Origin of the sequence: Streptomyces sp. NPDC050287 (assembly GCF_044459385.1) — a bacterium.
Lineage (GTDB): Bacteria > Actinomycetota > Actinomycetes > Streptomycetales > Streptomycetaceae > Streptomyces.
In genome coordinates this window covers 73,951-99,892 of record NZ_JBITIY010000021.1, presented here as the reverse complement: position 1 = coordinate 99,892, position 25,942 = coordinate 73,951, and the positions used below count along the sequence as shown (strand labels likewise).

At 70.9% G+C, this 25,942-nt stretch carries 30 protein-coding genes and 1 tRNA gene; 6 read left to right on the top strand and 25 right to left on the bottom strand.

Annotated elements, in window-relative coordinates:
- Positions 1 to 138 precede the first annotated feature (138 nt).
- Positions 139 to 2,688, bottom strand: a complete 2,550-nt coding sequence (locus tag ACIBK3_RS43095) for an MFS transporter (protein ID WP_399373797.1) — start codon at positions 2,686 to 2,688, stop codon at positions 139 to 141.
- A gap of 13 nt (positions 2,689 to 2,701) precedes the next feature.
- A complete protein-coding gene (locus tag ACIBK3_RS43090) occupies positions 2,702 to 3,220 on the bottom strand; it encodes a MarR family winged helix-turn-helix transcriptional regulator (RefSeq protein ID WP_399373796.1) in 519 nt (172 codons plus the stop codon).
- 194 nt (positions 3,221 to 3,414) lie between these two features.
- Between ACIBK3_RS43090 and ACIBK3_RS43085 the strand changes: the two genes are divergently transcribed.
- Positions 3,415 to 3,615, top strand: a complete 201-nt coding sequence (locus ACIBK3_RS43085; RefSeq protein WP_399373795.1) for a hypothetical protein — start codon at positions 3,415 to 3,417, stop codon at positions 3,613 to 3,615.
- Between the two features lie 125 nt (positions 3,616 to 3,740).
- On the opposite strand, the gene ACIBK3_RS43080 is transcribed toward ACIBK3_RS43085, so the two are convergent.
- The 9 genes from ACIBK3_RS43080 to ACIBK3_RS43040 all read right to left on the bottom strand — a co-directional run bounded on the left by ACIBK3_RS43080 (position 3,741) and on the right by ACIBK3_RS43040 (position 9,097).
- Positions 3,741 to 4,031 (bottom strand): hypothetical protein, encoded by a 291-nt coding sequence (locus ACIBK3_RS43080; RefSeq protein WP_399373793.1) that lies wholly within the window; start codon positions 4,029 to 4,031, stop codon positions 3,741 to 3,743.
- A gap of 528 nt (positions 4,032 to 4,559) precedes the next feature.
- Positions 4,560 to 5,441 (bottom strand): RNA polymerase sigma factor SigF, encoded by an 882-nt coding sequence (locus ACIBK3_RS43075; protein ID WP_030682856.1) that lies wholly within the window; start codon positions 5,439 to 5,441, stop codon positions 4,560 to 4,562.
- A 289-nt stretch (positions 5,442 to 5,730) separates the two neighbouring features.
- A complete protein-coding gene (locus tag ACIBK3_RS43070) occupies positions 5,731 to 6,615 on the bottom strand; it encodes an RNA polymerase sigma factor SigF (protein ID WP_399373791.1) in 885 nt (294 codons plus the stop codon).
- A 154-nt stretch (positions 6,616 to 6,769) separates the two neighbouring features.
- The gene (locus ACIBK3_RS43065; RefSeq protein WP_399373789.1) at positions 6,770 to 7,063 is read right to left on the bottom strand and encodes a Dabb family protein; all 294 of its coding nucleotides are present in this window, start codon (positions 7,061 to 7,063) and stop codon (positions 6,770 to 6,772) included.
- A gap of 11 nt (positions 7,064 to 7,074) precedes the next feature.
- Positions 7,075 to 7,251 carry a hypothetical protein gene (locus tag ACIBK3_RS43060; protein WP_399373787.1) on the bottom strand — a complete coding sequence of 59 codons (177 nt, stop codon included), beginning with the start codon at positions 7,249 to 7,251 and terminating at the stop codon, positions 7,075 to 7,077.
- A 92-nt stretch (positions 7,252 to 7,343) separates the two neighbouring features.
- Positions 7,344 to 7,428: transfer RNA gene (locus tag ACIBK3_RS43055), tRNA-Ser, on the bottom strand.
- 63 nt (positions 7,429 to 7,491) lie between these two features.
- Positions 7,492 to 7,974, bottom strand: a complete 483-nt coding sequence (gene tadA / locus ACIBK3_RS43050) for a tRNA adenosine(34) deaminase TadA (protein ID WP_399373786.1) — start codon at positions 7,972 to 7,974, stop codon at positions 7,492 to 7,494.
- A gap of 56 nt (positions 7,975 to 8,030) precedes the next feature.
- Positions 8,031 to 8,567, bottom strand: a complete 537-nt coding sequence (locus tag ACIBK3_RS43045) for a hypothetical protein (RefSeq protein ID WP_399373785.1) — start codon at positions 8,565 to 8,567, stop codon at positions 8,031 to 8,033.
- 359 nt (positions 8,568 to 8,926) lie between these two features.
- Positions 8,927 to 9,097 (bottom strand): hypothetical protein, encoded by a 171-nt coding sequence (locus ACIBK3_RS43040; protein WP_399373784.1) that lies wholly within the window; start codon positions 9,095 to 9,097, stop codon positions 8,927 to 8,929.
- Positions 9,098 to 9,523: 426 nt separating this feature from the next.
- On the opposite strand from ACIBK3_RS43040, the gene upp reads away from it, so the two are divergent.
- Positions 9,524 to 10,159: a uracil phosphoribosyltransferase gene (gene upp, locus ACIBK3_RS43035; protein WP_399373782.1), complete on the top strand. Its 636-nt coding sequence runs from the start codon at positions 9,524 to 9,526 to the stop codon at positions 10,157 to 10,159.
- 78 nt (positions 10,160 to 10,237) lie between these two features.
- Here upp and ACIBK3_RS43030 read toward each other — a convergent pair whose 3' ends face one another.
- The 6 genes from ACIBK3_RS43030 to ACIBK3_RS43005 all read right to left on the bottom strand — a co-directional run bounded on the left by ACIBK3_RS43030 (position 10,238) and on the right by ACIBK3_RS43005 (position 13,358).
- Entirely contained in the window at positions 10,238 to 10,876 is a 639-nt protein-coding gene (locus ACIBK3_RS43030) for a LytR C-terminal domain-containing protein (protein ID WP_399373780.1), read from the bottom strand.
- A 98-nt stretch (positions 10,877 to 10,974) separates the two neighbouring features.
- On the bottom strand, positions 10,975 to 11,271 hold the full coding sequence (locus ACIBK3_RS43025; RefSeq protein WP_003999914.1) for a type II toxin-antitoxin system VapB family antitoxin: 297 nt from the start codon (positions 11,269 to 11,271) through the stop codon (positions 10,975 to 10,977).
- A gap of 184 nt (positions 11,272 to 11,455) precedes the next feature.
- Positions 11,456 to 11,578, bottom strand: coding sequence for a hypothetical protein (locus ACIBK3_RS43020; RefSeq protein WP_399373779.1), 123 nt, complete (start codon positions 11,576 to 11,578; stop codon positions 11,456 to 11,458).
- A gap of 52 nt (positions 11,579 to 11,630) precedes the next feature.
- Positions 11,631 to 11,960: a hypothetical protein gene (locus tag ACIBK3_RS43015; RefSeq protein WP_399373777.1), complete on the bottom strand. Its 330-nt coding sequence runs from the start codon at positions 11,958 to 11,960 to the stop codon at positions 11,631 to 11,633.
- Between the two features lie 77 nt (positions 11,961 to 12,037).
- Entirely contained in the window at positions 12,038 to 12,718 is a 681-nt protein-coding gene (locus ACIBK3_RS43010) for an HdeD family acid-resistance protein (protein ID WP_399373776.1), read from the bottom strand.
- Between the two features lie 55 nt (positions 12,719 to 12,773).
- Entirely contained in the window at positions 12,774 to 13,358 is a 585-nt protein-coding gene (locus tag ACIBK3_RS43005; RefSeq protein WP_399373775.1) for an HhH-GPD-type base excision DNA repair protein, read from the bottom strand.
- Positions 13,359 to 13,526: 168 nt separating this feature from the next.
- Between ACIBK3_RS43005 and ACIBK3_RS43000 the strand changes: the two genes are divergently transcribed.
- The 4 genes from ACIBK3_RS43000 (at position 13,527) to ACIBK3_RS42985 (ending at position 17,187) form a co-directional block, all read left to right on the top strand.
- Entirely contained in the window at positions 13,527 to 13,934 is a 408-nt protein-coding gene (locus ACIBK3_RS43000; RefSeq protein ID WP_399373774.1) for a penicillin acylase family protein, read from the top strand.
- Positions 13,927 to 14,586 carry a GNAT family N-acetyltransferase gene (locus ACIBK3_RS42995; RefSeq protein WP_399373772.1) on the top strand — a complete coding sequence of 220 codons (660 nt, stop codon included), beginning with the start codon at positions 13,927 to 13,929 and terminating at the stop codon, positions 14,584 to 14,586. The genes ACIBK3_RS43000 and ACIBK3_RS42995 overlap by 8 nt, the downstream gene beginning before the upstream one ends.
- The gene (locus tag ACIBK3_RS42990; protein WP_399373771.1) at positions 14,576 to 15,055 is read left to right on the top strand and encodes a cupin domain-containing protein; all 480 of its coding nucleotides are present in this window, start codon (positions 14,576 to 14,578) and stop codon (positions 15,053 to 15,055) included. Before ACIBK3_RS42995 ends, ACIBK3_RS42990 begins: the two co-directional genes overlap by 11 nt.
- 152 nt (positions 15,056 to 15,207) lie before the next feature.
- Positions 15,208 to 17,187 (top strand): copper resistance CopC/CopD family protein, encoded by a 1,980-nt coding sequence (locus tag ACIBK3_RS42985; protein ID WP_399373830.1) that lies wholly within the window; start codon positions 15,208 to 15,210, stop codon positions 17,185 to 17,187.
- On the opposite strand, the gene ACIBK3_RS42980 is transcribed toward ACIBK3_RS42985, so the two are convergent.
- The 8 genes from ACIBK3_RS42980 to ACIBK3_RS42945 all read right to left on the bottom strand — a co-directional run bounded on the left by ACIBK3_RS42980 (position 17,129) and on the right by ACIBK3_RS42945 (position 25,923).
- On the bottom strand, positions 17,129 to 18,046 hold the full coding sequence (locus tag ACIBK3_RS42980) for a DUF72 domain-containing protein (RefSeq protein ID WP_399373769.1): 918 nt from the start codon (positions 18,044 to 18,046) through the stop codon (positions 17,129 to 17,131). The genes ACIBK3_RS42985 and ACIBK3_RS42980 overlap by 59 nt on opposite strands.
- A gap of 102 nt (positions 18,047 to 18,148) precedes the next feature.
- A complete protein-coding gene (locus ACIBK3_RS42975) occupies positions 18,149 to 18,457 on the bottom strand; it encodes a zinc-ribbon domain-containing protein (protein WP_399373768.1) in 309 nt (102 codons plus the stop codon).
- Positions 18,458 to 18,739: 282 nt separating this feature from the next.
- Positions 18,740 to 19,342 (bottom strand): dihydrofolate reductase family protein, encoded by a 603-nt coding sequence (locus ACIBK3_RS42970; RefSeq protein ID WP_399373767.1) that lies wholly within the window; start codon positions 19,340 to 19,342, stop codon positions 18,740 to 18,742.
- A complete protein-coding gene (locus ACIBK3_RS42965; protein WP_399373765.1) occupies positions 19,339 to 20,229 on the bottom strand; it encodes a metalloregulator ArsR/SmtB family transcription factor in 891 nt (296 codons plus the stop codon). Before ACIBK3_RS42965 ends, ACIBK3_RS42970 begins: the two co-directional genes overlap by 4 nt.
- A 150-nt stretch (positions 20,230 to 20,379) precedes the next feature.
- Complete coding sequence (locus ACIBK3_RS42960) at positions 20,380 to 21,804, bottom strand: ATP-binding protein (RefSeq protein ID WP_399373764.1); 1,425 nt, start codon at positions 21,802 to 21,804, stop codon at positions 20,380 to 20,382.
- Positions 21,805 to 22,027: 223 nt separating this feature from the next.
- Positions 22,028 to 24,613 (bottom strand): FtsX-like permease family protein, encoded by a 2,586-nt coding sequence (locus ACIBK3_RS42955; RefSeq protein WP_399373763.1) that lies wholly within the window; start codon positions 24,611 to 24,613, stop codon positions 22,028 to 22,030.
- Entirely contained in the window at positions 24,610 to 25,380 is a 771-nt protein-coding gene (locus tag ACIBK3_RS42950; protein WP_399373761.1) for an ABC transporter ATP-binding protein, read from the bottom strand. The genes ACIBK3_RS42955 and ACIBK3_RS42950 overlap by 4 nt, the downstream gene beginning before the upstream one ends.
- A gap of 27 nt (positions 25,381 to 25,407) precedes the next feature.
- A complete protein-coding gene (locus ACIBK3_RS42945; protein ID WP_399373759.1) occupies positions 25,408 to 25,923 on the bottom strand; it encodes a hypothetical protein in 516 nt (171 codons plus the stop codon).
- Between the last annotated feature and the right edge of the window lie 19 nt (positions 25,924 to 25,942).

Below are 25,942 nucleotides of genomic sequence, written 5' to 3'. Positions count from 1 at the left end.
CTGCGAAAGCTTTACAAACTGGTCATACCGCCGGTCATGGCGCCGGTCGTGCCCCTGGTCACAGCGCTGGTGGTAACGAGACCGGCCCGCGCCGGGCACGCCTCCGCTCGGAGCGTGCCCGCCGCGGGCCGGATCCAACTACTCGCTCGGGTGGCCGAGTTCGATGTCGTGGCCGTCCACACCCTGACCGTTGACGGTCAGCGCGGTGGCGACGGGCGGGTAGCCGGTGGCGATGACGGTGTACTCGCCGCTGTCGAGGTCGGTGAAGGCGTACGCCCCGTCGCTGCCGGTGGTGGCGGTGCCGATGACGTTGCCGGCCGCGTCGACCAGGGTGACGCGGGCGTCGGCCAGCGGACCGTGCGGTGCCCGTACGACGCCCTGGAGCTGGGCTCCGGCGTCCAGGTCGACCTCGATCCGGGTCACCCCGGTGCCGCCGACCTCGACGGGCAGCGCACGCGGCCGGAACCCGGCGGCGTTCACCGCGACGGTCACCGCACCCGGCACCAACTCGGCGAAGGCGAACTCGCCCTGCTCCCCGGTGCTCCCGGTGGCCAGCAGGTCACCGCGCACGTCGGTGACGATGACCATGGCGTCCTTGACCGGGCTGCCGCCGTGCGCGGCGCGCACGACACCGGTCAGGCCACTGGTGCCGGACAGGAGGATGTCGTACGAGACCGGCTCGGCGCCCACCACGACGGTGGAGGCCTGCGGCTGGAAGCCGTCCGCCGACGCGATCAGCACGTACGACCCCGCGCCCGGCGCGTCCACCGTGTACGAACCGTCGGCCTGCGCGACCGCCCGGCCCAACTGCCGTCCGCCCAGCGAGATCAGGGTGACCGCGGCCTGCGGCACCGGGGCGGACTCCGCGCCGCGCACGAACCCGTGCACCGCGACACCGCCGGAGGAACCCGGGGCCTGCTCGGGCCGCGCGATCGTGGCGAGGGCCGCGAGCCGCTGCGTGCCCTCGGGGCCCGCCTCCGCCGAGGAGTCGGTGACCGCCCAGCTCGGGACGTGCTCCCCGGCGGGAGCCTGCGCCTCGGCCGGAGTCTGCGCCCCGGAGGCCTGAGCCGGAGCGGCCTGCGCCGGGGTTTCCGGCGCGGCGGCCTGCGCCAGTGCGCCCTTGGTCTTCAGCGGGACCTCCTTGATGAACAGCGTGATGAGGAAGGCGAGCAGCGCCAGGGCCGACGCGATCAGGAAGACGTCGGCGATGCCGTGGCCGTACGCGCTCTCCATGACCGTGCGCAGCGGGGCGGGCAGCTTGTCCATGTCCGGGATGGAGTCGCCGGAGCCCGAACCGGACGCGAGGGACGCGTACTTGGGGCCGAGACCGGCGATGCCGTCCTTGGCGTAGTCGCCGATGCGGTTGGCCATCACGGCGCCCAGCGCCGAGACGCCCATCGCACCGCCGAGGGACCGGAAGAAGGTGACCGTGGAGCTGGCCGCGCCGAGGTCCTTCGGGTCGACCTGGTTCTGCGTGGACAGCACCAGGTTCTGCATCATCATGCCGACGCCGAGACCGAGGAGGGCCATGAAAATGGCGACCTTCCAGTAGTCCGTGTCGTAGCGGATGGTGCCCAGCAGGCCGAGGCCCGCCGTGATGAGCACGCCGCCGCTGACCAGCCAGGCCTTCCACTTGCCGGTGCGGGTGATGAACTGCCCGGAGACGGTGGAGGAGACGAACAGGCCGCCGATCATCGGGATCGTCATGACGCCCGACATGGTCGGGGACTTGTCCCGGGCCAGCTGGAAGTACTGGGCGAAGAACACCGTGCCGGAGAACATCGCGACGCCGACGAACATCGAGGCCAGCGACGACAGGGTGATGGTGCGGTTGCGGAACAGCCGCAGCGGGATGATCGGTTCCTTGGCCCTGGACTCGACGAGCACGAAGATCAGGCCGAGCACGATCGAGCCCGCGACCATCGCGTACGTCTGCCAGGACAGCCAGTCGTACTTGTCGCCGGCGAAGGTGACCCACACCAGCAGCAGCGAGACCGCGGCGGAGATGAAGAACGCGCCGGCCCAGTCGACCTTCACGTCCCGCTTCACGACGGGCAGGTGCAGGGTCTTCTGCAGCACGATCAGCGCGATGACGGCGAAGGGGACACCGACGTAGAAGCACCAGCGCCAGCCCAGCCACGAGGTGTCGGTGATGACACCGCCGAGCAGCGGGCCGCCGACGGTGGCGACGGCGAAGGTCGCGCCGAGGTAGCCGGAGTAACGCCCGCGCTCACGCGGGGAGATCATCGCGGCCATCACGATCTGCGCGAGGGCGGACAGACCGCCGACGCCGACGCCCTGCACGACACGGCAGGCGATCAGCATGCCGGGGTTCTGCGACAGACCGGCCGCCGCCGATCCCAGCACATAGATGACCAGCGCTATCTGGACGAGCGCCTTCTTGTTGTAGAGGTCGGCGAGCTTGCCCCACAGGGGAGTTGTCGCCGTCATCGCGAGCAGGGTGGCGGTGACGACCCAGGTGTAGGCGGACTGGCCGCCGCCGAGGTCGCCGATGATCTCCGGGAGGGCGTTCGAGACGATCGTGGACGACAGGATCGCCACGAACATCCCGAGCAGCAGCCCGGAGAGCGCCTCCATGATCTGCCGGTGCGTCATCGGAGTGCCGTCGGGGGCCCCTCCTGAGTGCTTGGCGTGGGCCCGCACACCGGCTGGTGTGGTGGTTGCCATGGACTTCCTTCTCTTACGTGGTGATCGCGGGTGTACGGGTGGACCGGTCCGTGGACCGTTCGAGCACGGGCGCGGTGGGCGGCCGGGATTCCGGGTGCACGGTTCGGCAGTCGTCGAAACTCGACCTGAGCCGCGCCATGAGCCGGGTGAGCTGTCCGACCTCGTCATCGGTCCAGTCGCTCAGCCGTTCGGCGAGCATGTCGCTGGTCCGCCGGGTCAGTTCGTCCATCCGGTCCCGCCCCGCGGGCGTGAGGTGCAGGATGCGTGAACGTTTGTCCGCCGGGTCGGGGGAGCGCTCGATCCAGCCGCGCTCGGCCACGTGGGCCACATGCCGGCTGGTCACCGACATGTCCACGGCCAGCAGTTCGGCGAGCTTGCTCATGCGCATGTCCCCGTGGCGTCCGAGAAGCGTCAGTACGGCGGCGGAGCCACTGGGGCAGTCGGACGGCAGGATCCGCCCCATCTCCCTGCGTACGGCGCCGAAGGCGCTGAACTGACGGATCAGCTCCTCGTACCGCGCCTGCTCGGCCATCACACCTCCCGTGTTCGTTGCTTAGGGCAACCATAGGAGTTGTTGGTTGCTACAGGCAAATGGACGCGGGGGTTGCGAGACAAAAACTTGGCAAAGGCAAGTATTACGGAAGTAAATACGCAGGTGGTATGAGGTGATCCGGTGCCTCGGCCCACACTTGGGTCCCCTCCGGGGATTCGCTAGGGTCTCGGGGCATGGCTAACACCCAGGGCCCCCAGGGCACCAACGACCCCGCCGGCAGCACCCAGATGTTCCGCGCGTTCGTCGACGAGGCCGCCCCGCGGGGCAGCCGGCAGCAGACGGCATCCTCCGGCGGTCCCCGCCTCGGCCTGATCATCGGCGTGATCGCCGCGGTGGCGATCGTCGCGGCGGTGGCCTGGCTGGCGATGAGCTGACCGGGCTGAGGCAACCGCCGTCGATCGGGCCGAGGAACCGCCTTCGACCGGGCTGAGGCAACCGCCTTCCGCCGGGCCGAGGAACCGCCTTGGACCGGGCTGAGGCAACCCCCTCCAAGGGCTCCCTACTTCCACTGGACGGACACGTCCCGCGTCTCCACGTGCATGCCGATCGGTACGCGCCAGGCGTCGACGCACACCGTCCAGGTCCGCTCCTTCCGGGCCCCGGCCTCGATCGGGGCGGGGAGCGCCGCGGTGGACCCGAGCGTCGCCCAGTCGATGCCGAGTGCGCCGATGACGTGCGTCCCGAAGGTCACGCTGCCCGAACGCACCGCGGAACCGCCGGTGTTGCGCAGGGCGAGCGTCACGTCCTCGCACCAGCGCTTGTCCGTGGCCTTGCGAACGGGGGCGCTCACGGCCAGGACGGCGGGTGACGACGGGCGCGGGCTCGGCGTCGTAGGACCGGACCCGGCGCCCGGGGACGACGGTGACGTCGGGCTGTCGCTCGCGCCGGCGGGCGGCTCGGACTGCCGGGGGCTCGCCGAGGCACGGCCCGCCGAAGTGCGGGCCGCCGGCGTACGGTCCGCCGAAGTGCCGCTCCCGCCGGGCGGGGGGCCTCCGCGAGGAGACCCTGTGGTCGGTGGCGTCGGCGGCGGCGTCGTCTTCGGCGCGCTCTCGTCGAGCGGGATCAGCCGCACATCACCCGTCGGTGTCACCGCCGTACGCGCGGGCCGGGGCGGGCCGCCCGCAGGGCCCGTCGCGGTGTACCCCTCGCCGGCCCCGCCGCCCGCGCACGCGGCCAGGACGCCGCCCAGACAGACGACGGCCGCCGACGCGCCGATGAAGGCGCCCCGACGGCCTTGTGTCGATGTCGCTCGAAGCATCGCGCCATGGTGGCTGACGCTCCGTCAAAGAGGAACCCTCGCGGCGCTCCCGGGCGGGCCTCAGTCCGAGATGAGGCCTTCCCGCAGTTGCGACAGCGTCCGCGTCAGCAGCCGGGAGACGTGCATCTGGGAGATGCCGACCTCCTCGCCGATCTGCGACTGGGTCATGTTCGCGAAGAAACGCAGCATGATGATCTGCCGCTCGCGAGGCGGGAGCTTGGCCAGCAGCGGCTTGAGGGACTCGCGGTACTCGACGCCCTCCAGGGCGGTGTCCTCGTAGCCGAGGCGGTCCGCGAGGGAGCCCTCGCCGCCGTCGTCCTCCGGGGCCGGGGAGTCCAGCGAGGAGGCGGTGTACGCGTTGCCGACCGCGAGGCCGTCGACGACGTCCTCCTCCGACACTCCGAGCACCGTGGCGAGTTCGGCCACCGTGGGCGACCGGTCCAGCTTCTGGGAGAGCTCGTCGCTGGCCTTGGTGAGGGCGAGCCGCAGTTCCTGGAGGCGGCGCGGCACGCGGACCGACCAGGAGGTGTCGCGGAAGAACCGCTTGATCTCACCGACCACCGTCGGCATCGCGAACGTCGGGAACTCCACGCCCCGTTCGCAGTCGAAACGGTCGATCGCCTTGATCAGGCCGATGGTGCCGACCTGGACGATGTCCTCCATCGGCTCGTTGCGCGAGCGGAAGCGGGCTGCGGCGTACCGCACCAGCGGGAGGTTGAGTTCGATGAGGGTGTCCCGGACGTACGCACGCTCGGGGCTGTTCTCGTCCAGTGCGGCGAGCCGCAGGAAAAGGGAGCGGGACAGGGTGCGGGTGTTGATGGCCTCCGGAGCAGGGAGGGCGGGAGCCGGCGCGGCCTCGACCGCCGTTACTTCGTCGAGCGCGGGCGCAGCCTCGCTCTTTGTGAGCGTGAGCACCTTCGAGCTGCCCTTGTCTGCGGACATGCCACCCCCTTTGGGTCGCGGGACGGTCGCGGCGGACGCTCCCGTCTGGGGAACGCAGCCTTCACCTGAATACCGGCGCCGAAGCCCCGGCAAACGCTCTTCCGGCAGAATGTCACATGTCGGCAACACGCTGTAGTGACATGTCGACATGTGAGATGTGAATACGCCCTGGATAAAGGGGGTCTGACGGTTTTCTGACGCGCAAGCCCCGGCATCCTCGCTGGTGAGCGATTCGCTCGGGACGGTGACCTGTCGATCATGTATGCGATTAGAGAGCCCTCGGAGCCCTCTAGGCCTCGATCCGGTTCGCGGAGCGCAGCCGTTGGAAGCTGCGCGCGAGAAGCCGCGAGACGTGCATCTGGGACACCCCGAGTTCCGCGCTGATCTGCGACTGGGTGAGATTGCTGTAGTAGCGCAGCAGCAGAATTCGCTGTTCGCGTTCCGGCAACTGGACGAGCAGATGCCGGACCAGATCGCGGTGCTCGACGCCGTCCAGGGCCGGGTCCTCGTAGCCGAGCCGGTCCAGCAGTCCCGGCATCCCGTCGCCCTCCTGCGCGGCCTCCAGCGAGGTGGCGTGGTAGGAGCGTCCGGCCTCGATGCAGGACAGCACCTCGTCCTCGGTGATGCGCAGCCGCTCGGCGATCTCGGAGGTGGTCGGGGTGCGCCCGAAGGCGGTCGTCAGGTCCTCGGTCGCGCCGTTGACCTGTACCCACAGCTCGTGCAGCCGGCGCGGTACGTGGACGGTGCGGACGTTGTCCCGGAAGTACCGCTTGATCTCGCCGATCACCGTCGGCATCGCGAAGGTCGGGAACTGCACGCCCCGGTCCGGGTCGAAGCGGTCGATGGCGTTGATGAGACCGATGGTGCCGACCTGGATGACGTCCTCCATCGGCTCGTTGCGGGAGCGGAAGCGCGCGGCCGCGTAGCGCACGAGCGGGAGGTTGGCCTCGATGAGCGCCCCGCGCACCCGGGTGTGCTCCGGCGTGCCCGGCGTGAGGCCCTTGAGCTGGGCGAAGAGCACCTGGGTGAGGGCCCGGGTGTCGGCACCGCGACTGCGCTGCGGTGCGGCTGCCGCGACGTCGGCGACGTCTGCGGCCTCGGCGACCTCGGTGACTTCCTGGGGCGGCGCGGTACTGGCCGACACGGTCAACGCCACCTCTTCATCGGTCTGCATCGGTCAACTCATCCATCAAAAGCGGTCATAGCATCACAAGACATGTGCACTGTGTGCAAGCACCGCATAACCCCGTGTTGAGGGAAGAGTTGGCCACACGAACCGGAAAAGCCCCCGCCGGAACGGCGGGGGGCTGTGAAGCAGCGGGAAAGCCCTAGTACTCGTAGTCCGCGATCACCCAGGTGGCGAACTCTTTCCACAGGGCCACGCCCGCCTGGTGCTCCGGGTGCTCCGCGTACCGGCGCAGCGCGGCAGCGTCCTCGAAGCCGGAGTTGATGGCGAAGTCGTAGGCGATGGGGCGGTCGCTGACGTTCCATCCGAGCTCCCAGAAACGGATCTCCGGGATCTTGCCGTCGAGGGACCGGAAGGCCTCCTCGCCCTTCACCACGCGCGGATCGTCGCGCTCGACGCCCTCGTGGAGCTTGAAGAGGACCAGGTGGCGGATCATGTGCGCTCCTCCTACTTCGCCCCGCCGGCGAGCCAGGTGAAGAAGTCGCCGACGGCCTTGGCGGCGTCCGATATGCCCTGGAAGGCTATCTGGACGTAGTCGGCGGCCTTGGGTGGGTCTGTGATGATCACGTAGAGCACGAAGACCACCACGGCGTAGACGGCGATCTTCTTCGAGTTCACCGCCATCGCGGCCTCCCTGTTTCCCCTGTCACCGATGAGTCCAATTCGCGCACATGATCGCACGAAGGGCCCCGTCTGACGACGGGGCCCTTGTGAAGCGGTAGCGGAGGGATTTGAACCCTCGGTGACTTGCGCCACACTCGCTTTCGAGGCGAGCTCCTTCGGCCGCTCGGACACGCTACCGAGGGAGACCTTACAGCACGGTGGGGGATGGTTTGAAATCCGTTTCCCGGGCCGCCGGGGCGGTCAGCGGGAGCGGAAGAAGTCGGTGAGGAGCGCGGCGCACTCCTCGGCGAGCACGCCCTCGATCACCTCGGGCCGGTGGTTGAGCCGCCGGTCGCGGACGACGTCCCAGAGGGAGCCTGCCGCGCCCGCCTTCTCGTCCCGGGCGCCGTAGACCACCCGGTCCACCCGGGACTGCACGAGGGCGCCCGCGCACATCGTGCACGGCTCCAGCGTGACAACCAGCGTGCACCCGGACAGCCGCCACTGGCCCGCCTGCCACCCACCACCACCCTTGCCGGAGGCGCTTCTTGCCGCTGAGTTCAATGCGGCGGCGCCCCGCCTCAGGGCGAGGACCTCCGCGTGGGCCGTCGGGTCGCCGGTGGCCTCGCGTTCGTTGTGTCCGGCCGCGAGCACCGTCGTACCGTCCGGGGACAGCAGGACGGCGCCGACGGGGACGTCCCCGCCACGGCCGGCCTGCCCGGCCTCGGCCAGGGCGAGCCGCATCGCGGCCCGCCAGCGGTCGCGTACCGGATCCGGCGGTCCTTGGAAGCCCTGGTCGGTCAGCGGACGGTCTCCAGGGTCTCCGAGGCACCGAGGGACTCGGCGATCTCCGTGAGCGCGTCCGTGGACAGCGACTTCAGCTCCTTCTCGCCGACGCCGAGGTCGTCGAGGATGCCGGGGTCGCCGAGCGGGCCGTGCGGCACCGCCTCGGCGGAGGTGGCACCGCCCGCGGCGTCGTCGTCCTCGTCGTCACCGTCCTCGGTCCCGTCGAGGTCGAGGGAGTCCAGGTCGGCGACGTCGTCGTCCCCCGGATCCCGGCCGAGCAGTTCGTCGGTGAGCAGGATCTCGCCGTACGAACTGCGAGCGGCGGCGGCGGCGTCCGAGACGTAGATGCGAGGGTCGTCCTCGCCGTCGATCCGGACGACACCGAACCAGGCGTCCTCGTGCTCGATGAGCACCAGCACCGTGTCGTCGTCGGGCGAGGCTTCACGGGCCAGGTCGGCCAGGTCCGACAGCGTCTCCACATTGTCGAGGAGCTCTGTGTCGCTCGCTTCCCACCCGTCTTCGGTGCGCGCGAGCAGTGCGGCGAAGTACACCGTGACTCTCCCACTGGTCTTAGGCGTGCCGGTTGGGGGTCCCCCCGGCGGAGGTTGCGGGCGGGGAGAGCTCTGCTCCAAGCCCCACCCACTCGGAATCGTGGCAGAAACCAGACGCTCAGGGGACGTCTTCGGCTCCCTGTGTGTCCCGGCTGCCGCCGATCTCATGGCAGCCGAGGGTCCGTCGAGGTCTCACCAGCGCACTCGTTGCCGCCAACAGCGGATCGTACGCGGCTTTTCCAGGCCTGAACGCACGACCACCCGCACAACGCCCGTGCGTCCTGTGATCTTCCCTTCCCGGCCACCTTCCGGCGTGTCCCGGCCCGCCCCCACCGGTCTCCGGGCAGCGGACCCGTGGATCACCAGCGGAAGGTGCGCATGCGCATCGCCTGCCGGAGGCGGGCGGCCTTCACCCGGCGGGGCTGGACACGGTCACGCAGCTCGCGGGCCTCGGCCAGTTCGCGCAGGAACTGGGCCCGGCGCCGCCGGCGCTCGGCGTCCGTCTCCGGAGTGTCCGGCCGCTGGAGCACACCGGGTATCTCCGGCCTTCCCTGAACGCTGCCCGGACTCGCAGGACTCCCCGGACGGGCCGGACCTGCCGGACTCCCCCGACCGCCCGACCGGCCCAGCGCGCCCGGCCTTCGCGGGCCGCCGCGCCTCCCCGCCCTGCCCGGTGGCTGTGACTCAGGTGATTCAAGCGACTCCTGTGACTTACGTGACTCCTGTGACTTGGATGCTCTCGAGGCGTACGACGTGTGCGGTTGTCGGCGTGTCCCCGGCGTTGTGCGCGGCGACGGATCCTTGCGGGTTTCCCGGTCAGGCATAGGTTCATCACCCCAGTCCGTCCCTCCCGCTTTCCCCGGGACGGGCGATTTGACGCCACCGAGCGGGTGTCGGGGGCCTGCCCGGTCCGTCCGGGGGCACCGGGCCCACACCGCCCGGCTACTGTTGTCGCCATGCGTCTCCACGTCGTCGACCACCCCCTGGTCGCCCACAAGCTCACCGCGCTGCGCGACCAGCGCACCGACTCCGCGACCTTCCGCCGTCTCGCCGACGAACTGGTCACCCTGCTCGCCTACGAGGCCACGCGCGACGTGCGCACCGAACAGGTCGACATCACGACGCCGGTCGCCGCGACCACCGGGGTCAAGCTGTCCTACCCGCGTCCGCTGGTGGTGCCGATCCTGCGGGCCGGCCTCGGCATGCTGGACGGCATGATGCGGCTGCTGCCGAGCGCCGAGGTGGGCTTCCTGGGCATGATCCGCAACGAGGAGACGCTGCAGGCATCCACCTACGCCACGCGTATGCCGGAGGACCTCTCCGCCCGCCAGGTGTACGTCCTCGACCCGATGCTCGCCACCGGCGGCACGCTGGTCGCCGCGATCCGCGAGCTGATCAGGCGGGGCGCCGACGACGTCACCGCGGTGGTGCTGCTGGCCGCCCCGGAAGGCGTGGAGGTCATGGAGCGCGAGCTCGCGGGCACCCCGGTCACGGTGGTCACGGCCGCGGTCGACGACCACCTCAACGAACTCGGTTACATCGTCCCGGGCCTCGGCGACGCGGGGGACCGGCTGTACGGAGCGGCCGAGTAACAGCCCCCGCCCCTCCCGTACGACCGCCCCACCCGTACGACCGCCTCTCGCGTACGACCAATCAGCGCGTACGGCCGGTCAACACGCCTTCTTCGAGGTGCCCTTCGGCTGCGGCGCGGTCAGTCCGGCCAGGGCCTTGTCGGCGGCGGCCTTCGGGGAGAGGGCCTTGAAGCCGGTGCCGATGATCAGGTCGATCTCCGTGCCCTTGCGGGCCGCGTCGGTGCGCCGCTCGGCGGTGGTGAGCTGGGTGGCGAGGACCGGCAGCGAGGTGTTCAGGGAGGACGCGGGGCCGAGCAGTACGCCGGTGCCCTTGACCTTCTTGTCGAACTCCTTGGACGCGTTGCCCACGTCGCCGATCTTGAAGCCGCGCTTCTTCAGCTCGTCCGCGGTCTCCTTGGCGAGTCCGCTGCGGGGCGTCGCGTTGAACACGTTGACGGTGATCCCGGCGGGCTTGGGAAGGGCCGCCGCGGTCGCACCGGCCGAGGGGCTCGCCTTCGTGCCGCAGTCCGTCCTGGTACCGGCCGCGGCCTTCTTGCCGCCGCCGGTGAAGACGTCGATGAGCTGCAGGGTCCCCCAGCCGATCAGCCCGAGCGCGGCGACGGAGGCCACCAGCCCGAGCACGAGCCTGCCGCGTCGCCGGGGTTGGCGCATCCGGGGGTATTTGTCTCCCGTGATCCGGTACTTACCGCCCATGCCGGGGGGAGTCAGCATGCTCATGGGCGCAGCGTAGTGCGCCTGGGCGGCGATTCCTACTAGATGATCATTGGACGCCGCACAGTCCAACCCGAAAGGGCCAACCGGTGCCGGACGGTGCGTCAGTCCAGTTCCAGGACACGTGCGTGCAGCACCTGACGCTGCTGCAGTGCCGCCCGCACCGCGCGGTGCAGGCCGTCCTCCAGGTACAGGTCGCCCTGCCACTTCACGACGTGCGCGAAGAGATCGCCGTAGAACGTGGAGTCCTCGGCGAGCAGGGTTTCCAGGTCGAGCTGCCCCTTGGTCGTCACCAGTTGATCGAGGCGGACCGGGCGCGGCGCGACATCCGCCCACTGCCGGGTGCTTTCCCGGCCGTGGTCGGGGTACGGCCGGCCGTTTCCGATGCGCTTGAAGATCACACGGAAAGCCTACCGGTCGAGACGTTCCGGGCGCAGCCTCCCGGCTCGGGACGCGTGGGCCAAGTACGTGCGGATCACCTCCCATACCGGTCAAAGGGGGTGCATGCCGACCGGTGGGAGACAGCGGCACACCAGGAGTGGGTGGGCCGGTGATCCGGACACCTTGCGGTGTCCGGATCCGGAATCAGCCGCGTTTGTGCTGTTTCAGCGGCTGCGGTGCCGGTTTCTTCGCTTCCGGTTTGGGTGCGTTGCGTACGGCCTCCGCGCGCAGCAGGGCGCGCAGGACCGCGTACGGGTCTGTGGGCATGCGTGTGTTCCTCGCCTGGTGGCTGCTGACTGGCCTGGGGGGAGACGGCCTGTCAGCAGCGCAGGACCACGGAGCGCAGGGCACGCGCGGCGTACGGCGCGACGGGCGGCGCGGGAAGGGGCCGGCCACCCTCCGGCGCACCGGGTGCCGGGGCCGGGAGGGGTACGGGGCGCAGGGGTACGGCGGCTCGGCGGACGGCGGTGGCCGGTGGCCGTACGGCCGTTGTCGCGGCGGCGTCCAGGACGTCGTACTCGACGATCTCCAGGGACGCGACCGGCGCCGCGTGTGCCGCGGCATGGGTGCCCGGCACCAGGACGGCGAGCAGCAGCACGAGCACCCGCAGCCAGGCGCGGCTGCGCGGGAGGCTTCGTACGGTGCTCATGGGAGGTCATCTCCCCATGACACGCCGGTCGCTCAGCACGCCCGGGAGGCAAACCACCCGTTCGGCGGACGCCACGGTCACAGCGTGCGCGGGACCTGAACCGCCCGGGCCCGGATGGTGAGCGCGGTGACGATCTCGACGACGCCGACCGCGACCAGCCAGATGCCGCCGACCAGGGTGAGCACCGCGACCGACTCGAACGGGGAGTCGATCAGCACGACCCCGCCGGCGAAGGTGACGATCCCGAGGAGGATCTGCCAGCCGCGCGCGGGCATCGAGTGGTCGGAGAGGGCGGCCAGGGTATGGGTGATCCCGCGGATCAGCCAGCCGATGCCGATCCACAGGGCGAGCAGCAGGATCGACTGCATGGGTCCGCGGAAGCAGAACAGGCCCAGCAGGAGGGACAGGGCGCCGCTGATGAAGGCCAGCACCCGCAGTGAGGTCGTCCGGTGGGTGCCGAAGGCGGAGACCAGCTGGAAGACGCCGCTGACGACGAGGTAGACGCCGAAGAGGATGCCCGCCGCGAACAGGGAGGCGCCGGGCCAGACCAGGATCAGGACGCCGAGGATGAGGGAGGCGACGCCGGTGAGCAGGACCGCCTGCCAGGCGGCGCGGGAGAGCGCGTGCAGGGGCCCCTCGAAGGGCGGTTCGGGCTCGTGTGCGCCCGCCGGTCGCTCGTGTGCGCCCGCGGGGCGGGCGTGGACCTTGCGGTCGTCGTACGGCGGGTCCCCGGGGGAGCCGGTCGGTGCCTCGGTCATGGTCCATGCTGGGACCGCGCAGGACGGGCCCGCCATCCGGGACGGTCCGGTCGGGTTACTTCCTGGCTGCCTTCGCCGCCGCCTTCATCTCCTGTTTGTGGGCCCGTACCTTGGTCAGCGACTCGGGTCCGGTGATGTCGGCGACGGACCGGTAGGACCCCGGTTCGCCGTAGGCGCCCGCGGCCTCGCGCCAGCCCTCGGGCCGGACGCCGAGCTGCTTGCCGAGCAGGGCCAGGAAGATCTGTGCCTTCTGCTTGCCGAAGCCGGGCAGTTCCTGCAGACGCCTCAGCAGTTCGCGCCCGTCGTCGACGCCCTTCCAGACGAGCTCGGCCCGGCCGTCGTAGTGCTCGACGAGGTACTGGCACAGCTGGTGGATGCGCCCCGCCATCGAGCCCGGGTAGCGGTGCACGGCGGGCTTCTGCGACAGGAGCGCGGCGAAGGCCTCCGGGTCCAGCGCGGCGATCCGGTGCGCGTCCAGGTCGTCGGCGCCGAGCCGGTCCGCGATGGTGCGAGGGCCCTTGAACGCCCACTCCATCGGGACCTGCTGGTCCAGCAGCATGCCGACCAGCGCGGCGAGCGGAGAGCGCCCGAGCAGCTCGTCGGCCTCGGGGTCCTGGGCGAGGTGAAGGGTGACGTCCATGTCCCCGATCATGCCTGCTGAGGCCGTGGGGCGCTCCTCAGGCCGCGGTGGGGCCGTGGGCCGGTTCTCGGGGCCCGCCGGGGCTGTGGGCCGTTCGCAGCCCCAGCACCGCGCGCGCGGCCCAGCACCGCCCCCGAGGAGGCGTACGGGATCGACCGGGCCGAGACGGTGCGGGCGGCCGTCGAGGAGGTGGCTGCCGAAGGGCCGGTGGCCGGGGCGGACGTGGCCGGCGGAGGGCCGGTGGCGCGGTGGGGCGACACCCATCGCCTCGCCCCCTGGCGGGCGCTGAGCGGCACCTCGTACGACGAGGACGGACCGGGGCTGTCCGGCGACCACGACTGTGTGCTGTCCACGTCCGCCGTGCCCGTCTGGAGCGATCTGAGCGTGCGCGGCCCGGCCGCCCGGTACGTCTGGGACCTGGCCCGCCGTGAGGACAGCCGCTGGGTCGTGCCGTTCGGCGCGTCCGGGGTGCCCGGTTCGGCCCATCACCGTGACCAACTCCCCTTGTGGCTCAAGGGAGATCTCGTCCCGGTCGGCACCGACTGGGCGCGGCTGAAGAAGGAGAGCGATGTCTGACGCGTACGTCCCGGCCCGCGAGCCCGTGCACGAGGAGAGCGTCGACGGCTTCGGCACCGTCCGTGTACTGCCCCTCGACGCGCACGCCGACGCCGGGCTGGTCCATTCCTGGGTGAGCGAGGAACGGGCCGTCTTCTGGGGCATGAACGGCCTGACACAGGACCAGGTGGCCGGGATCTACGCCCACATGGCCACCCTCGACACCCATCACGCCTATCTGATCGTGAAGGACGGCGAACCGGTCGCCCTGCTGCAGACCTACGAGCCCGAGGCCGACCGCGTCAGCCTGTGCTACGAGGTGCGGCCCGGCGACATCGGCGTCCACCTGCTGCTGGCGCCCGCCGGGCCGGGCGGCGCGCGGCCGGGCTGGTCGTCGGTGCTGCTCGGGACGGTGACCTCGTACGTGCTGAAGGGGCTGGGCCGCAGTCGGGTCGTGGTCGATCCGGACGTGCGCAACGAGAAGGCGATCACCCGTTTCCGCAAGCAGGGGTTCGAGGAGGGACCGGTCGTCGTCCTCCCGGAGATAGACGTGCCGGACGTCCACCTGCCCGAGAAGCACGCCCAACTCGCCTTCCTGGAACGGGCAGTGGCCTTCCCGGAGCGGACGGTGGGCTCCGCGGAGCGGACGGTAGCCTTCCCGGGTGACGCCTGACGACCTGATCACCCACTTCGCCCTCGAGCCCATCCCGCGCGAGGGCGGGCTGTTCCGGCAGACCTGGGCGGGCCCCGAGCGGCCGGACGGCCGGCCGGAGGGCACCGCGATCGTCGCCCTGCTGACCGCCCGCCCCGGTGACTTCTCGGCCCTGCACCGGCTGCCCACCGACGAGATCTGGCACTTCTACCTCGGCGACCCGCTGCACCTCCTGCTCCTCGCCCCCGACGGCACCTCCCGCGCCGCCGTCCTGGGCCCGGACGTCCTCGCCGGCCAGCACGTCCAGCTCACCATCCCGGCCGGCACCTGGATGGGCGGCCGGGTCGCGGCGGGCGGCGCGTGGACCCTGTTCGGCTGCACCATGGCGCCCGGATTCACCTTCGAGGGCTACGAGCACGGGGACGCGGCGGAACTGACGGCCCGCTACCCGGCCGAGGCGGACCGGATCGCGGACCTGTGCCGGCCGTGAGGATTCCCGCGGGGTGAGCACCCAGGCGCTCCCGTCCGTACGTATCCGGAAGGCGGCCCGGAAGGCGGCAAGTCCACAGACGGAGACATGACGTGGAGCGTGACGGTGAGCTCAGGACAGGACGACCACGACACCGGCGACTTCAAGGGCTGGTGCTGCTCGGCACCGTGCTGGTCCTGCTCGTCTTCTCGGGCGCCGGAACCGCGTCGGCGCACGCCGCCCTCCGCGGCAGCGACCCCGAGGACGGCAGCGTCCTCAAGTCGGCCCCCCGCCACATCTCCCTGACCTTCACCGAGTCCGTCGGCCTGCTCGACGACTCCTTCCGCGTCATCGACCCCGACAACCAGCGGCTTGAACCGGCCGACGTCCAGCACGCGCCGGACCGCTCCGACACCGTCCGGGCCACTCTGCCCCCCAAGCTCACCAAGGGCACGTACGTGGTGGCCTGGCGGGTCGTGTCCGCCGACAGCCACCCCATCTCGGGCGCCTTCACCTTCTCCGTCGGCGCACCCTCCCCCACCCCGCCGGCCATCGACACCGGCCCCGTCGAGGACCCGGCGACCGCCGGCCTCTACAACATCGCCCGCTACCTCGCCTACCTCGCCGTCGCCCTGCTCCTCGGCACCGCCGTCTTCGTCACGGTGTGCCGCCCGCCGGATCCCCGCCCGCTGCGCCGGCCCCTCTGGGCGGCCCTGTGGACCCTGCTCGGGGCCACCATCGCCCTGCTGGTGCTGCGCGCGCCCTACGAGTCGGGGGTGGGCCCCGCGTCCGCCTTCGACGCCTCCGGCCTCGAACGCACGGTCACCACCCGCCCCGGCGCGATGCTGCTGCTCCGCCTGGCCCTGCTGCCCCTGGCCGCCTTCTTCCTCGTACGACTGCCGCGGCGCGCCGAGTGGTCCCGCCCCTGGCTCGCGGCGGGCGCCGCGCTCTCCGTGGGCCTGGCACTGACCTGGGCCGGCGCCGAGCACGCGTCCGCCGGGATCCAGGTGCCGGTGGCGATGACGTCGGCCGTGCTGCACGTCCTGGCGATGGCGGTGTGGCTGGGCGGCCTCGCGGCCCTCCTCCTCACCCTTTACCGCTCGTCGGCGGCCCCGCCCGACATGGTCGCCCGCTTCTCCCGGCTCGCCTTCACCTCCGTGACCGTCCTCGTCGTCACCGGCGTCTACCAGTCCTGGCGCGGCCTCGGCTCCCTCGACGCACTCACCGGCACGTCGTACGGCCGCCTGCTGACCGCCAAACTGGCCGCGGTGATCCTCCTGTTGACGGCGGCGTCGATGTCCCGGCAGTGGACGGCTCGGCTGGCTTCGGCGGATGTGGCGGCGGACGTGGCGTCGGATGTGGAGGACGTGGCGTCGGAGGTCGAGTCCGCGGCTGTGGTGCGGGAGCGGGTGTCGGAGCGGGTGCCGGAGCCGGTGGGGGGACCGCCTGGATCGGCCGGGCCTTCCGGGGCGGTCCGGGAAGGGGCCACGGAAGGGGCCACGGAAGAGACCGGGGACGGGGCTGGGGAAGGGACCGGAGAAGGCCCCGGGAAGGGGACCGGGGAAGGCCCCGGGGAAGGCACCGTGGGCCCGTCGCACCCCGCCGCCGAACCTGCCGCCCAATCCGCCCCCGAAGACTCCGCTCCCGAAGACCCCCGCCGACGGGGCCTGCGCCGCGCGGTGCTGGCCGAAGTGGGCGTCGGCGTCGTCGTACTGGTGCTCTCGACGGTGCTGTCCGGAACCCTGCCGGGCCGGGCGGCGGCCGAGGTGGAGCAGTCGGCGCAGGCCGCGCAGTCGGGCGGGGTGCAGACCGCGTCCGTCACCACCATCCCCTTCGACACCGGCACCCCCGGCGGCTACGGCAAGGCGCAGATCACCCTCATCCCCGGTACCAGCGCCGGTGACTACTCGGTCGAGGCCGTGGTCTACGGCCCCGACGGCGGCCTGTCCAGCGTCCCGGAACTCCGGCTCTCGTTCACGCTCCCCTCCCAGAAGATCGGCCCGCTCAACGCCAACCTCACCGACAAGGGCGGCTACTGGGCCACGGACGCGCTCACCCTCCCCATCGCGGGCGACTGGACGATGAAGGTGACGGTCAGGATCTCGGAGATCGACCAGGCGAGCGAGACGAAGAAGGTGCGGCTCGGGGGCTGATGATCCGCTGGTCCTCAGCGAGGAGGCGGGACATGGTCTCGGCGGCGTGTACGGCGGAGTCGGCGCAGCAGTTGTTGAACAGGACGTGCAGCTCGTCCACCTGCCGGGCGAGGGTACGTAAGCGGGGGATCCACCCGGCGAGTTCGGCGACGGAGTAGTCGTAGCGGAAGCGGTCCTCCTTGCTGCCGGTTCCCCAGGCCGTGCTGCGTCCGTGGAACCGCACGACCGACAGGTGCGGGGTGGTGACAGGGGTGACGGGCGGCACGGAGGACGCGAGGGTCTGCGTCATGTCGACGGCGACGGCGGTGAAGCCGTGGTGGGCCAGCAGGGTGCGGGTGGTCTCCGTCCGCTTCTCGTCCGCCCACCACTGCGGATGGCGGAACTCCACGGCGACGGGCCAACCGGCCGTCCGTCGCGCGCAGTCCGCGAGAAACGCCTCCGACCGGGCACCGGGCCGGAACCAGGGCGGGAACTGGAACAGCACGCAGCCGAGCCGCCCCGCCGCCCTGAGCGGTTGTGTCCCGGCGGTGAACCGCTCCCACACCGCGTCGAGGACTGCCGGGGACCGGGCATCGGGAGGCAGCCCGTCCGGCATCAGCGCGGCCCGGGTCGGATGCCCGGTGAGCAGCGAGAACGCCTTCACGTCGAACACGAACCCGTCCGGCGTCCGCTCCGCCCACAGCCGGCTGTTCCGCTCGCCGGGCAGCGCGTAGTAACTCGCGTCGACCTCCACGACCGGGAAGCGCTCGGCGTAGTACCGCAACCGCCCCTCGGCGTCCCGCCGCCCGGCCGGGTACCAGCCGCTGCCGACCAGGGCACGATCGGTCCACGAACAGCTGCCGACAAGGACGTTGGCCATGGAGGACCGGTTACCCGCCGCTCAGGAGGAGAAGCCCCTTCCGGGCCGGCTGTCAGGCCGGTCTTCAGCGCCGGTCTTCGGCGCCGCTCTCATAGCCGGCCTTCAGGGCTGGTGCGGCCGCTGCTGCTGCGGCGCCTGACCGTACGCCTGACCGTGGCCCTGTCCTCCGGGCCCGCCCGCCCCCTGCGCCTGAAGCTGTTCCGCCTGCTCCTTGGTCACCTTCTGCTCCGCCCCGCAGAAGGTGCACTGCGTCGCGTACTTCGTGGAGAGCGGAAACAGCGGCACGAAGAACAACGTGAACTTCGTGACCCGCTTCCGGAGTGTGTGGGCGGACGGATTCCCGCACTGCCCACACACCAGCGTCAGTATCGCGAGCTGGTACAGATATCCCTTGGTACCGAAGATGATCACGCCGCTGATCCTTCCCGTGCCACCGCTCCCGACGAGGTGCCGGTCGGCCGACAGTACTTCGAACCCGCCTGTGGGCGCGTCCGCGGCGGCTGGGTCACCTGGTAGAACCGTAATGCGTCCGGGGCGGCGCGTGCGCACGCAGCACGGGGACACACACGCCCTGCCCCCGCAGGCCCGCGCCACCACGGCCACATCCCCGGCGAGCAGAAGGAACGTCCGTGCTGACCGTCTCCTCCTGAACCCTCCTGTGGTCCCCCTCGCCGACTGGGTTGACCGGCCGGCTCAGCGGACTCGGTCGTAGACGAGGGCCAGCGTGCCGTGCTCGCCCGCTGTCTGGCTGACGAGCGACCACTGGCCGGCGGGCAGGCCGTCGTCGAAGAGGCGGGGGCCGCCGCCGAGGAAGACCGGGAAGACCGTGAGGGCGAGCCGGTCTACCTGGTCGGCCGCCAGCAGCGCCTTGATGACGCTGGCGCTGGAGAGGACGAGAATGTCGCCGCCTTCAGTGGCCTTGAGGTCCGCGGCCACCTCGGCGGCCGGCCTGTCGACGATCCTCGTCCGCTCCCACGGAGCCTGGTCGAGGGTGGAGGAGAGGACCACCTTGTCGGTGTCGACGAGCCACTTCGCGAAGCCCTCGTCGCGAGGGTCGGCGCCCTCCATGCCGATGACAGTGGGCCAGAAACCGAGAAATCCCTCGGCGTTGACCCGCCCGAGAAGGGCCGTGGTCGCGGGCTCCCAGAGGCTGGTCAGGTGGTCGCGGGCGACGTCGGTGACCGCGTACGGCATCACCCAGCTCATGTCGAGCGGGTTGTCCGGCGCGGCGTAGTGGCCGTCGAGGGAGAGGGCCAGGTTGGTGACAACTCGGCGGCCGGCGATCTGCTCTGTCATTTCGCGCTCCTTGTGTCGGTGCTGTCGGTGCTGTCGGTGCCGCGGGTGGTGTGAGTGCTGTCGGTGTCGTGCGCGTCCGCGGCGAGGGTCGCCGCGAGCTTGTCGAGGCTCTGTCCGAAGCCGATCTCGATGTCCGCGATGAAGTCCGCGGAGTCGACAGTGGTGTCGGTGATCCGGTACTGGACGTCGAGGTCCGTGCCCGCGCCGGTGGGCCGCAGGCCCATGTCGACGTGGGCGGTGAAAGCGAGGCCGCCGTCGGGAAGCAGCGGGGAGAGCCGGTAGGAGAGGCGCTCACCGGGGCGTACGTCGTCGACGACTCCCTCGGCGCGTCCGGCGACCAGGTCGGAGCCGGCGGTGTCTTCGGCGTCGCGGTACTCCTGGACGATCCGCCCACCGGGTCGCGCCTCGAAGACGAGCTCCGAGACGCGGAGGTCCTCGGGAGTCCACCAGCGCGCGAGCCGGACGGCCTCGGTCAGGTGGCGCCAGACCAGCTCGGGGCGCCCGCTCAGCGACCGGTGGAACGTGAATGAGCGGCCGTCGGCCCACCCCGGCTCCTTGGCGGCGAGCCGCTCCGCGTGGAGGCTGCGCTCGTAACGGTCGTACGTCGCGTGCGGGCCGCTGACCTGGTCCGCGGTGTCGGCGAGTCGGCCGAGCGCGGCTGCCAGGTCACGCAGTGGGCCGGGCCGCAGTGCGTAGATGCGGCGCTGACCGGTTCGGTGGGAGGTCACGACGCCGGCGCGTTCGAGGGTCTGCAGGTGCTTGGTCGTCTGCGGCTGGCGTGCCTCGGCGAGCTGAGCGAGAACACCCACCGGGCGGGGCCGCTCGGCCAGCAGGCTCACGAGCCGCCAGCGGGCCGGGTCGGCCAGTGCGGCGAGGAGTGCGTCCATGTGACTAATATTCTCTACAGGGAATATTCGTGTCAAGGAATAATTGGCCTCTGGTCGGAACGGACAACGACGAGGGGCCCCGCTGCTTGAGCGGGGCCCCTCGACACTCTGACCACGATCAGAGCGGCAAAGACGGGAATCAGGTCCGGTTCACCCCCTGCGCCAGGCACCGATCAGTTCCTCGGGGCTGTACGTCGCCTGGAGGCCGGAACAGCTGACCCCGTTGCGGGAGACCGCCACGAGCGGTACGGGACCGTCGGTGATCGCCGCCCGGTGCTTCTGCAGCGCGGCCAGGTCGTGGCTGTCGAACGAGGAATTCTCCAGCCATTTGATCGAGCCGAGGAACAGCAACTGGTTGGCCACGGGCTGCCGGTCGGCGCACACCAAGTCGATTTCGACATCGTTGCCGCGCGTCCAGTACCCGCCGATCACCGGAGTAGCGGGCAGGAGCCCGTCCGGCAGGAGACAGGCGAGGGATTCCCGGACCAGAGGCTCGATCGCGCGGCCCCGCCAACTCGTCCACTGCTCCCTGATCCGGCTCAGCGTGAGATCTCCCCGCATCCGCTCGATCTCCGACATGTGCGGATCCAGGAACGCGAGCCAGAACCGCAGGTAGGGGTCCGCCACTCGGTAGCGGCGTTCCCTCGACGGCCGCAGCGAGAGGGGTAGTTCGGCTGCCACCACCCGTTTCTCGGTCAGGGCGTCCGTGGCCCGGGCGAGAGTGGTGTGGGCGATACCGCCGGCGGCGCGCGCGATGTTGGTGAAGGTCCGCTCCCCGGCTCCGATGGCCCGGAGGACTTCCCTGCTCATCGTCTGTGGCGGGAACTCCGCGGCCAGTGAGCGCTCGGCGGAGACCAGCAGTGCCGAGATCGGGTTGTCCAGCGAGTCGCGCAGGAACTCCCAGATGTCCGCCCCGGCTCGCCACTCCGCGCAGATCAGCGGAAGGCCGCCCGTGACCAGGGCGGCGTCGAGGGCCGCGGCCGGCGACAGGTCGAGCATCTCGCCGATGTCGGCAGGGCTCAGCGGCCCGACGACCATTTCCCGGCCGCGCTCGTGGAAGGGGCGGTCGTGGCTGTTCAGCGCCTCCATCACGGACAGGTCGGATCCGACCAGGAGGAGGAGTACGGGCTTACGGCTGAGCAGGCGGTCCCAGGCCCGTCGCAGCATGCCCTCGAAGGCATCGATACGGTCCATGAGGCACGGAACCTCGTCGATGACGACCACACTCGGGCTGTCTTCGGGAAGGATCTCCGCAAGGAGCCTGAGTGCGGCATTCCACTGCGCCGGGGTCTCTTCGGAGAACAGTTCCCGCTCCGGCAGAGTGGATCTGGCGACGGCGTCGAGCAACCCCGTCAGCTCGTCCTTCGCCGTGCCACCCGCGGCGGTGAAGAAGAGATACGGCGTCTCGGTGCGCCGGAGGAACTCCTCGACGAGCCTGGACTTGCCGACCCGCCGCCTTCCCCGCATGAGTACGCACTGACCTGGCTGTGCTGCCGACCCGGCGGCGTCGCGAACCGCCTGGAAAGCGCTCCCGAGCACGCTCAGCTCGCGGTCCCGCCCGATGAAACGACGCATGGGGATACCTCTGCGGTCGATAGTATCGAGAGAGATGCTATCGAGAGAGATGCTATTGCAGTCGCTACCATTCTCTCGCGACTACCATCTTCCCCTCATTCGAGCATGACGCTGTGGATGCGGGAGAGGGTGAAGACGCGTTCGGCGTCCCGCAGGTGGCACCAGGCTTCAAGGCAGGGCGGGTCGAGTGCCAGGCGGCTCCGAGGCCGCGTGGCCTCCGGTTTCATTCGGTGCTGCTCAGCGCGGTCATCGGGGTGATGCGGGTGGTGCGGCGGGCGGGCAGGAGGCCGGCGAGGGCGGTGAGGCCCGCCAGACCGGCGACGACCGCCAGCAGTTGTCCGCCGGGCAGTCCCAGGGGCGCGGTGACGAGGACGATACGGACGAGCAGCCAGGCGTAGGGGATGCCGAGTGCCAGTCCGAGGACACCGCCGAGGACTCCGTACAGGCCGGCTTCCAGGGTGATGGTCCGGCGCAGTGCGCCGCCGCCCAGTCCCAGGGCGCGCAGCAGCCCGAACTCCCGGGTGCGCTCGATCGCGGTCAGGCTGGTGGTGGCGGTGACGCCGACGACGGCGATGAGGACGGTCAGGGCTACGAGGCCGAGGGCGATGGCGCCCGTCATCTGGATCGCGTCTCGGTCGCCGTCCCGGGCTTCCGCCAGCACGCTGATGCTGACGTCGTCACGGCCGGGGAGGTGCGCACGGATCAGGGCTTCCAGTGCCCGCTGCGCCTTCCCGCGGCCGGTCAGGCCCTCGGCGGCGGCGTCGGCGAAGACACCCGTCGGGCTCTTGGGGGCGCCCAGCCGGTCGAGGTCGGCGGGGGCGACGAGGACGTCGGCCATGCCCGGGCCGTCACCGGGCAGCGTGGCGGCGACGGTCAGCTTGATGCTGCCGCGGTGGGACGGAAGGGTGAAGGTGTCGCCCGCCTTGACACCGAGGACGTCGGCCACGTGGGACCCGACGACCGCGCTGCCCGGGCCCAGGCCGTCGAGGGAGCCGGTGACGGTGTCGATGGACTTGCCGGTGGGCAGAGCGTCCGGGTCCAGGTCCGAGACCTCGGCGTCCCGGACCGTGTCCTTGGGGCCGATCGAGACGTCGACGGTGCGGTAGCCGGTGACATGGGCGAGCTGGGGCGATGCGGTGAACTGCCGTACGACGTCGGAGCCCAGGCCCTTGCCGTCGCCCACGACCCGGAAGTCGGCGGGAGCTTCGACGGCAGAGGTGTGTGCCAGGTAGCCGTTCAGGCTGTCGATGCTGACCAGGGCGCCGGAGACCAGGGCGACGCCGAGCGCGACGACGACCGAGACGCCCGCGGCACGGCGCGGCGTACCGCCGACGCCGCTGACGGCCAGTCTGCCGGTGCTGCCCAGCCGGCGCAGCGGCCACCCGGCCACGGCCAGCACGGGGCGGACCAGGAGCGGCCCCAGGGTGACGAGCGCCGCGAAGGCGAAGCCCGCCGAGGCGACGGTGGTCAGCATGGCGCTGCCGCGGTCGTAGTCCTGCTGGCCCGGCTCGGGCAGGTCGCCGAGTTGCAGAACGGCGAGTCCCGTGGCGGAGGCGGCGAGGAGGATTCCGGCGGCGAGCCGGGTGCGGTTGACCTGGCGTTCACCTGTGACGGTGCCGGCGGCGCGCAGTGCCTGGAGCGGTGACACGCCGGCCGCCGACAGGGCGGGGGCGAGGACCGCGCAGACCGTCACCAGCACGGCTCCCACGATCACCAGCACGGCCTGCCGCACGGCCGAGCCGGGTGCCGACAGTTCCTGTCCGGCCAGGATGCGGGCGACCGACGGGGCGAGGTGCCCGGTGCCCAGCGCCGCCAGCACACCCAGGGTGCCCGAGACCGCCCCGACCAGGGCGCCTTCGACGGCGAGCGCGGTCACCAGCCGGCCCTGCGGGGCGCCGATGGCGCGCAGGAGTGCCAACTGCCGCAGCCGCTGGGCGAAGACGATACGGAAGGTCGAGGTGGCGACCATGGCGGCGGCCAGCACGGCCACGGCCAGGAACGTGGAGATCACCTGGAAGAGCTCCTGGACGCCTCCGCTCAGGGCCTGGTGCGCTTCCTGGGCCCGCACAGTGTCGCCGGACCTGACCGACGCGGCGGAGGACGACTTGGCGAGTACGCCGCGCACCTGCCGGGACAGCTCGCTCACCGGGACACCGTCCTTGGCGCGGATGTCCACGCGCTGGAAGCCCGGCTGATCCACGAGGGGCGCGACAAGCGCGTCGGTGGTGTAACCGCCGGCCTGCTGCTCGGTCGTCGCGTTGCTCTCCACCACACCGGTGACGGTGGCGGTGGCCTTGATGGTCTTGTCCCCGTCCTTGGGATCGGGAAGCAGCAGGGTCGTGCGGGTGCCGGTGGCCAGCTCCAGTTCTTCGGCGGCCCGGCGGTTGACCGCGATCTCGCCGGCCCGGTCGGGGTAGCTTCCCTTGACGAGCTTCACCCCGGACAGCGGTCCGTCGCCGGGGTCGGAGTGCAGCTGCAGCCAGCGCTCGGACGGACCGGCAAGCGGTGAGCCGGTGTTCACGCGGCCGACGGCCTCGGCCACACCGGGCAGCGCGCGGATCCGCTTCAGCGCGGTACCGCTGACGGCCGCGGAATCCTCTCCGGAGGTCGCGACCAGGTTCGCGGCCTCTGGTGTGCCGCGGAAGTGGTCGACGGTGGTGTTCGTGGTGATCTGCTGGGCCATGACCGTCGCGAAGACCACGAAGGCGGCCACCAGGACCGACATCCCGGTCGTCACCAGCCGGCCGGGCCGCCGGCCCAGCTCGACCAGCTGCGATCCCAGGACGCTCGCCCGCCAGGAGGGGTTCATGCGGCCCTCCCCACGGTCCGAAGTGCCAGGGTGACATCGGCGCCGGCCGCAGCGTCGAGGTCGTCGACGATGCGTCCGTCGGCCAGGACGAGCACGCGGTCGGCGTAGGCGGCGGCACGGGGATCGTGCGTCACCATGACCACGGTCTGGCCGAGGTCGCGCACGGAGCGGCGCAGGAAGTCGAGGACCTCCGTGCCCGACCGCGAGTCCAGGTTGCCGGTGGGCTCGTCGGCGAAGACCACAGCGGGCCGGGCCACCAGGGCCCGGGCCAGCGCCACGCGCTGCTGCTGGCCGCCGGACAGTTCGCTCGGCCGATGCGACATCCGGTCGCCGATGCCGAGCACGCCGACGAGATGGTCGAGCAGGTCGCGGTCCACAGGCCGGCCGGACATGGTGACCGGCAGCGCGATGTTCTCCAGAGCCGTCAACTGCGGCAGCAGGTTGAACGACTGGAAGACGAAGCCGATCTTGTCCCGCCGCACCCGGGTCAGCGCCCGGTCGGACAGCCCGGTCAACTGTGTGCCGTCCAGGACCACCTGGCCCGAGGTGGCCGCGTCCAGACCGGCCAGGCAGTGCATCAACGTCGACTTTCCCGAGCCCGACGGCCCCGCGATGGCCGTGAACCGCGCCCGGTCGAAGCCGACGGTCACTCCGTCCAGGGCCCGGACTTCTGCCTGCCCCTGCCGATAGATCTTGACCAGATTCAAGGCCGCGGCGATGTGCTCACCTGCCGCAGCGCCAATGCGTGTGTCCTGCGTCGTAGCCATGGGCTGAATTCCGTTTCCCGCAGCGCTTCAGGAGGTGATCTGGGGAAGCGAAATCTCGATTCCGGCTTCTATGCAGTGGCGGTTGGCCGTGTCCTCCAGCTGCTTCACGTCACTCTTCGACGGCGGCGTACCCTGTCCCTTCGCGTTGCCGAGCGCCCAGCCGTCGTAAACCGAGATGTTGGCGCCGAGGTATCCGTCCTTCATCTGCGACCTGCGCTGGCGCTCGCTCTTCTCCCACTTGTCGATGGCTGCCGTGCCGTCGGGGATGTGCTGCGCAGAGTCGACGAGCTTCTGCGCCAGCTGGCAGTCCACCATGGACGCCTGGCTGAGCTTGTTGTGCTGGTGCCACCAGTAAGCGCCACCGGCGGCCAGCACCACGGCAAGCGCCGCCGAAACAGTGCCGAACAGTATCTTCCTGCCGGTCGACGCCTTCTTGTCCGACGCCTCATTGTTCAGGGTGGGTGCGGAAACAGCCATGATGCCCTCCAGGTAATTCTTCGAATTCTTCCGAGTTGTTCGTCGATACTGTTCGTCGATCAACACGGGTAATTCTTGGGGGACC

Bases quoted from the DNA above. Each gene is read 5' to 3' on its own strand.
- ACIBK3_RS43095 (WP_399373797.1), bottom strand. From the start codon at position 2,688: ATGGCAACCACCACACCAGCCGGTGTGCGGGCCCACGCCAAGCACTCA.
- ACIBK3_RS43090 (WP_399373796.1), bottom strand. From the start codon at position 3,220: ATGGCCGAGCAGGCGCGGTACGAGGAGCTGATCCGTCAGTTCAGCGCC.
- ACIBK3_RS43085 (WP_399373795.1), top strand. From the start codon at position 3,415: ATGGCTAACACCCAGGGCCCCCAGGGCACCAACGACCCCGCCGGCAGC.
- ACIBK3_RS43075 (WP_030682856.1), bottom strand. From the start codon at position 5,441: ATGTCCGCAGACAAGGGCAGCTCGAAGGTGCTCACGCTCACAAAGAGC.
- ACIBK3_RS43070 (WP_399373791.1), bottom strand. From the start codon at position 6,615: ATGCAGACCGATGAAGAGGTGGCGTTGACCGTGTCGGCCAGTACCGCG.
- ACIBK3_RS43065 (WP_399373789.1), bottom strand. From the start codon at position 7,063: ATGATCCGCCACCTGGTCCTCTTCAAGCTCCACGAGGGCGTCGAGCGC.
- ACIBK3_RS43060 (WP_399373787.1), bottom strand. From the start codon at position 7,251: ATGGCGGTGAACTCGAAGAAGATCGCCGTCTACGCCGTGGTGGTCTTC.
- tadA (WP_399373786.1), bottom strand. From the start codon at position 7,974: ATGCGGCTCGCCCTGGCCGAGGCCGGGCAGGCCGGCCGTGGCGGGGAC.
- upp (WP_399373782.1), top strand. From the start codon at position 9,524: ATGCGTCTCCACGTCGTCGACCACCCCCTGGTCGCCCACAAGCTCACC.
- ACIBK3_RS43030 (WP_399373780.1), bottom strand. From the start codon at position 10,876: ATGAGCATGCTGACTCCCCCCGGCATGGGCGGTAAGTACCGGATCACG.
- ACIBK3_RS43020 (WP_399373779.1), bottom strand. From the start codon at position 11,578: ATGCCCACAGACCCGTACGCGGTCCTGCGCGCCCTGCTGCGCGCGGAG.
- ACIBK3_RS43015 (WP_399373777.1), bottom strand. From the start codon at position 11,960: ATGAGCACCGTACGAAGCCTCCCGCGCAGCCGCGCCTGGCTGCGGGTG.
- ACIBK3_RS43010 (WP_399373776.1), bottom strand. From the start codon at position 12,718: ATGACCGAGGCACCGACCGGCTCCCCCGGGGACCCGCCGTACGACGAC.
- ACIBK3_RS43005 (WP_399373775.1), bottom strand. From the start codon at position 13,358: ATGGACGTCACCCTTCACCTCGCCCAGGACCCCGAGGCCGACGAGCTG.
- ACIBK3_RS42995 (WP_399373772.1), top strand. From the start codon at position 13,927: ATGTCTGACGCGTACGTCCCGGCCCGCGAGCCCGTGCACGAGGAGAGC.
- ACIBK3_RS42980 (WP_399373769.1), bottom strand. From the start codon at position 18,046: ATGGCCAACGTCCTTGTCGGCAGCTGTTCGTGGACCGATCGTGCCCTG.
- ACIBK3_RS42970 (WP_399373767.1), bottom strand. From the start codon at position 19,342: ATGACAGAGCAGATCGCCGGCCGCCGAGTTGTCACCAACCTGGCCCTC.
- ACIBK3_RS42965 (WP_399373765.1), bottom strand. From the start codon at position 20,229: ATGGACGCACTCCTCGCCGCACTGGCCGACCCGGCCCGCTGGCGGCTC.
- ACIBK3_RS42960 (WP_399373764.1), bottom strand. From the start codon at position 21,804: ATGCGTCGTTTCATCGGGCGGGACCGCGAGCTGAGCGTGCTCGGGAGC.
- ACIBK3_RS42955 (WP_399373763.1), bottom strand. From the start codon at position 24,613: ATGAACCCCTCCTGGCGGGCGAGCGTCCTGGGATCGCAGCTGGTCGAG.
- ACIBK3_RS42950 (WP_399373761.1), bottom strand. From the start codon at position 25,380: ATGGCTACGACGCAGGACACACGCATTGGCGCTGCGGCAGGTGAGCAC.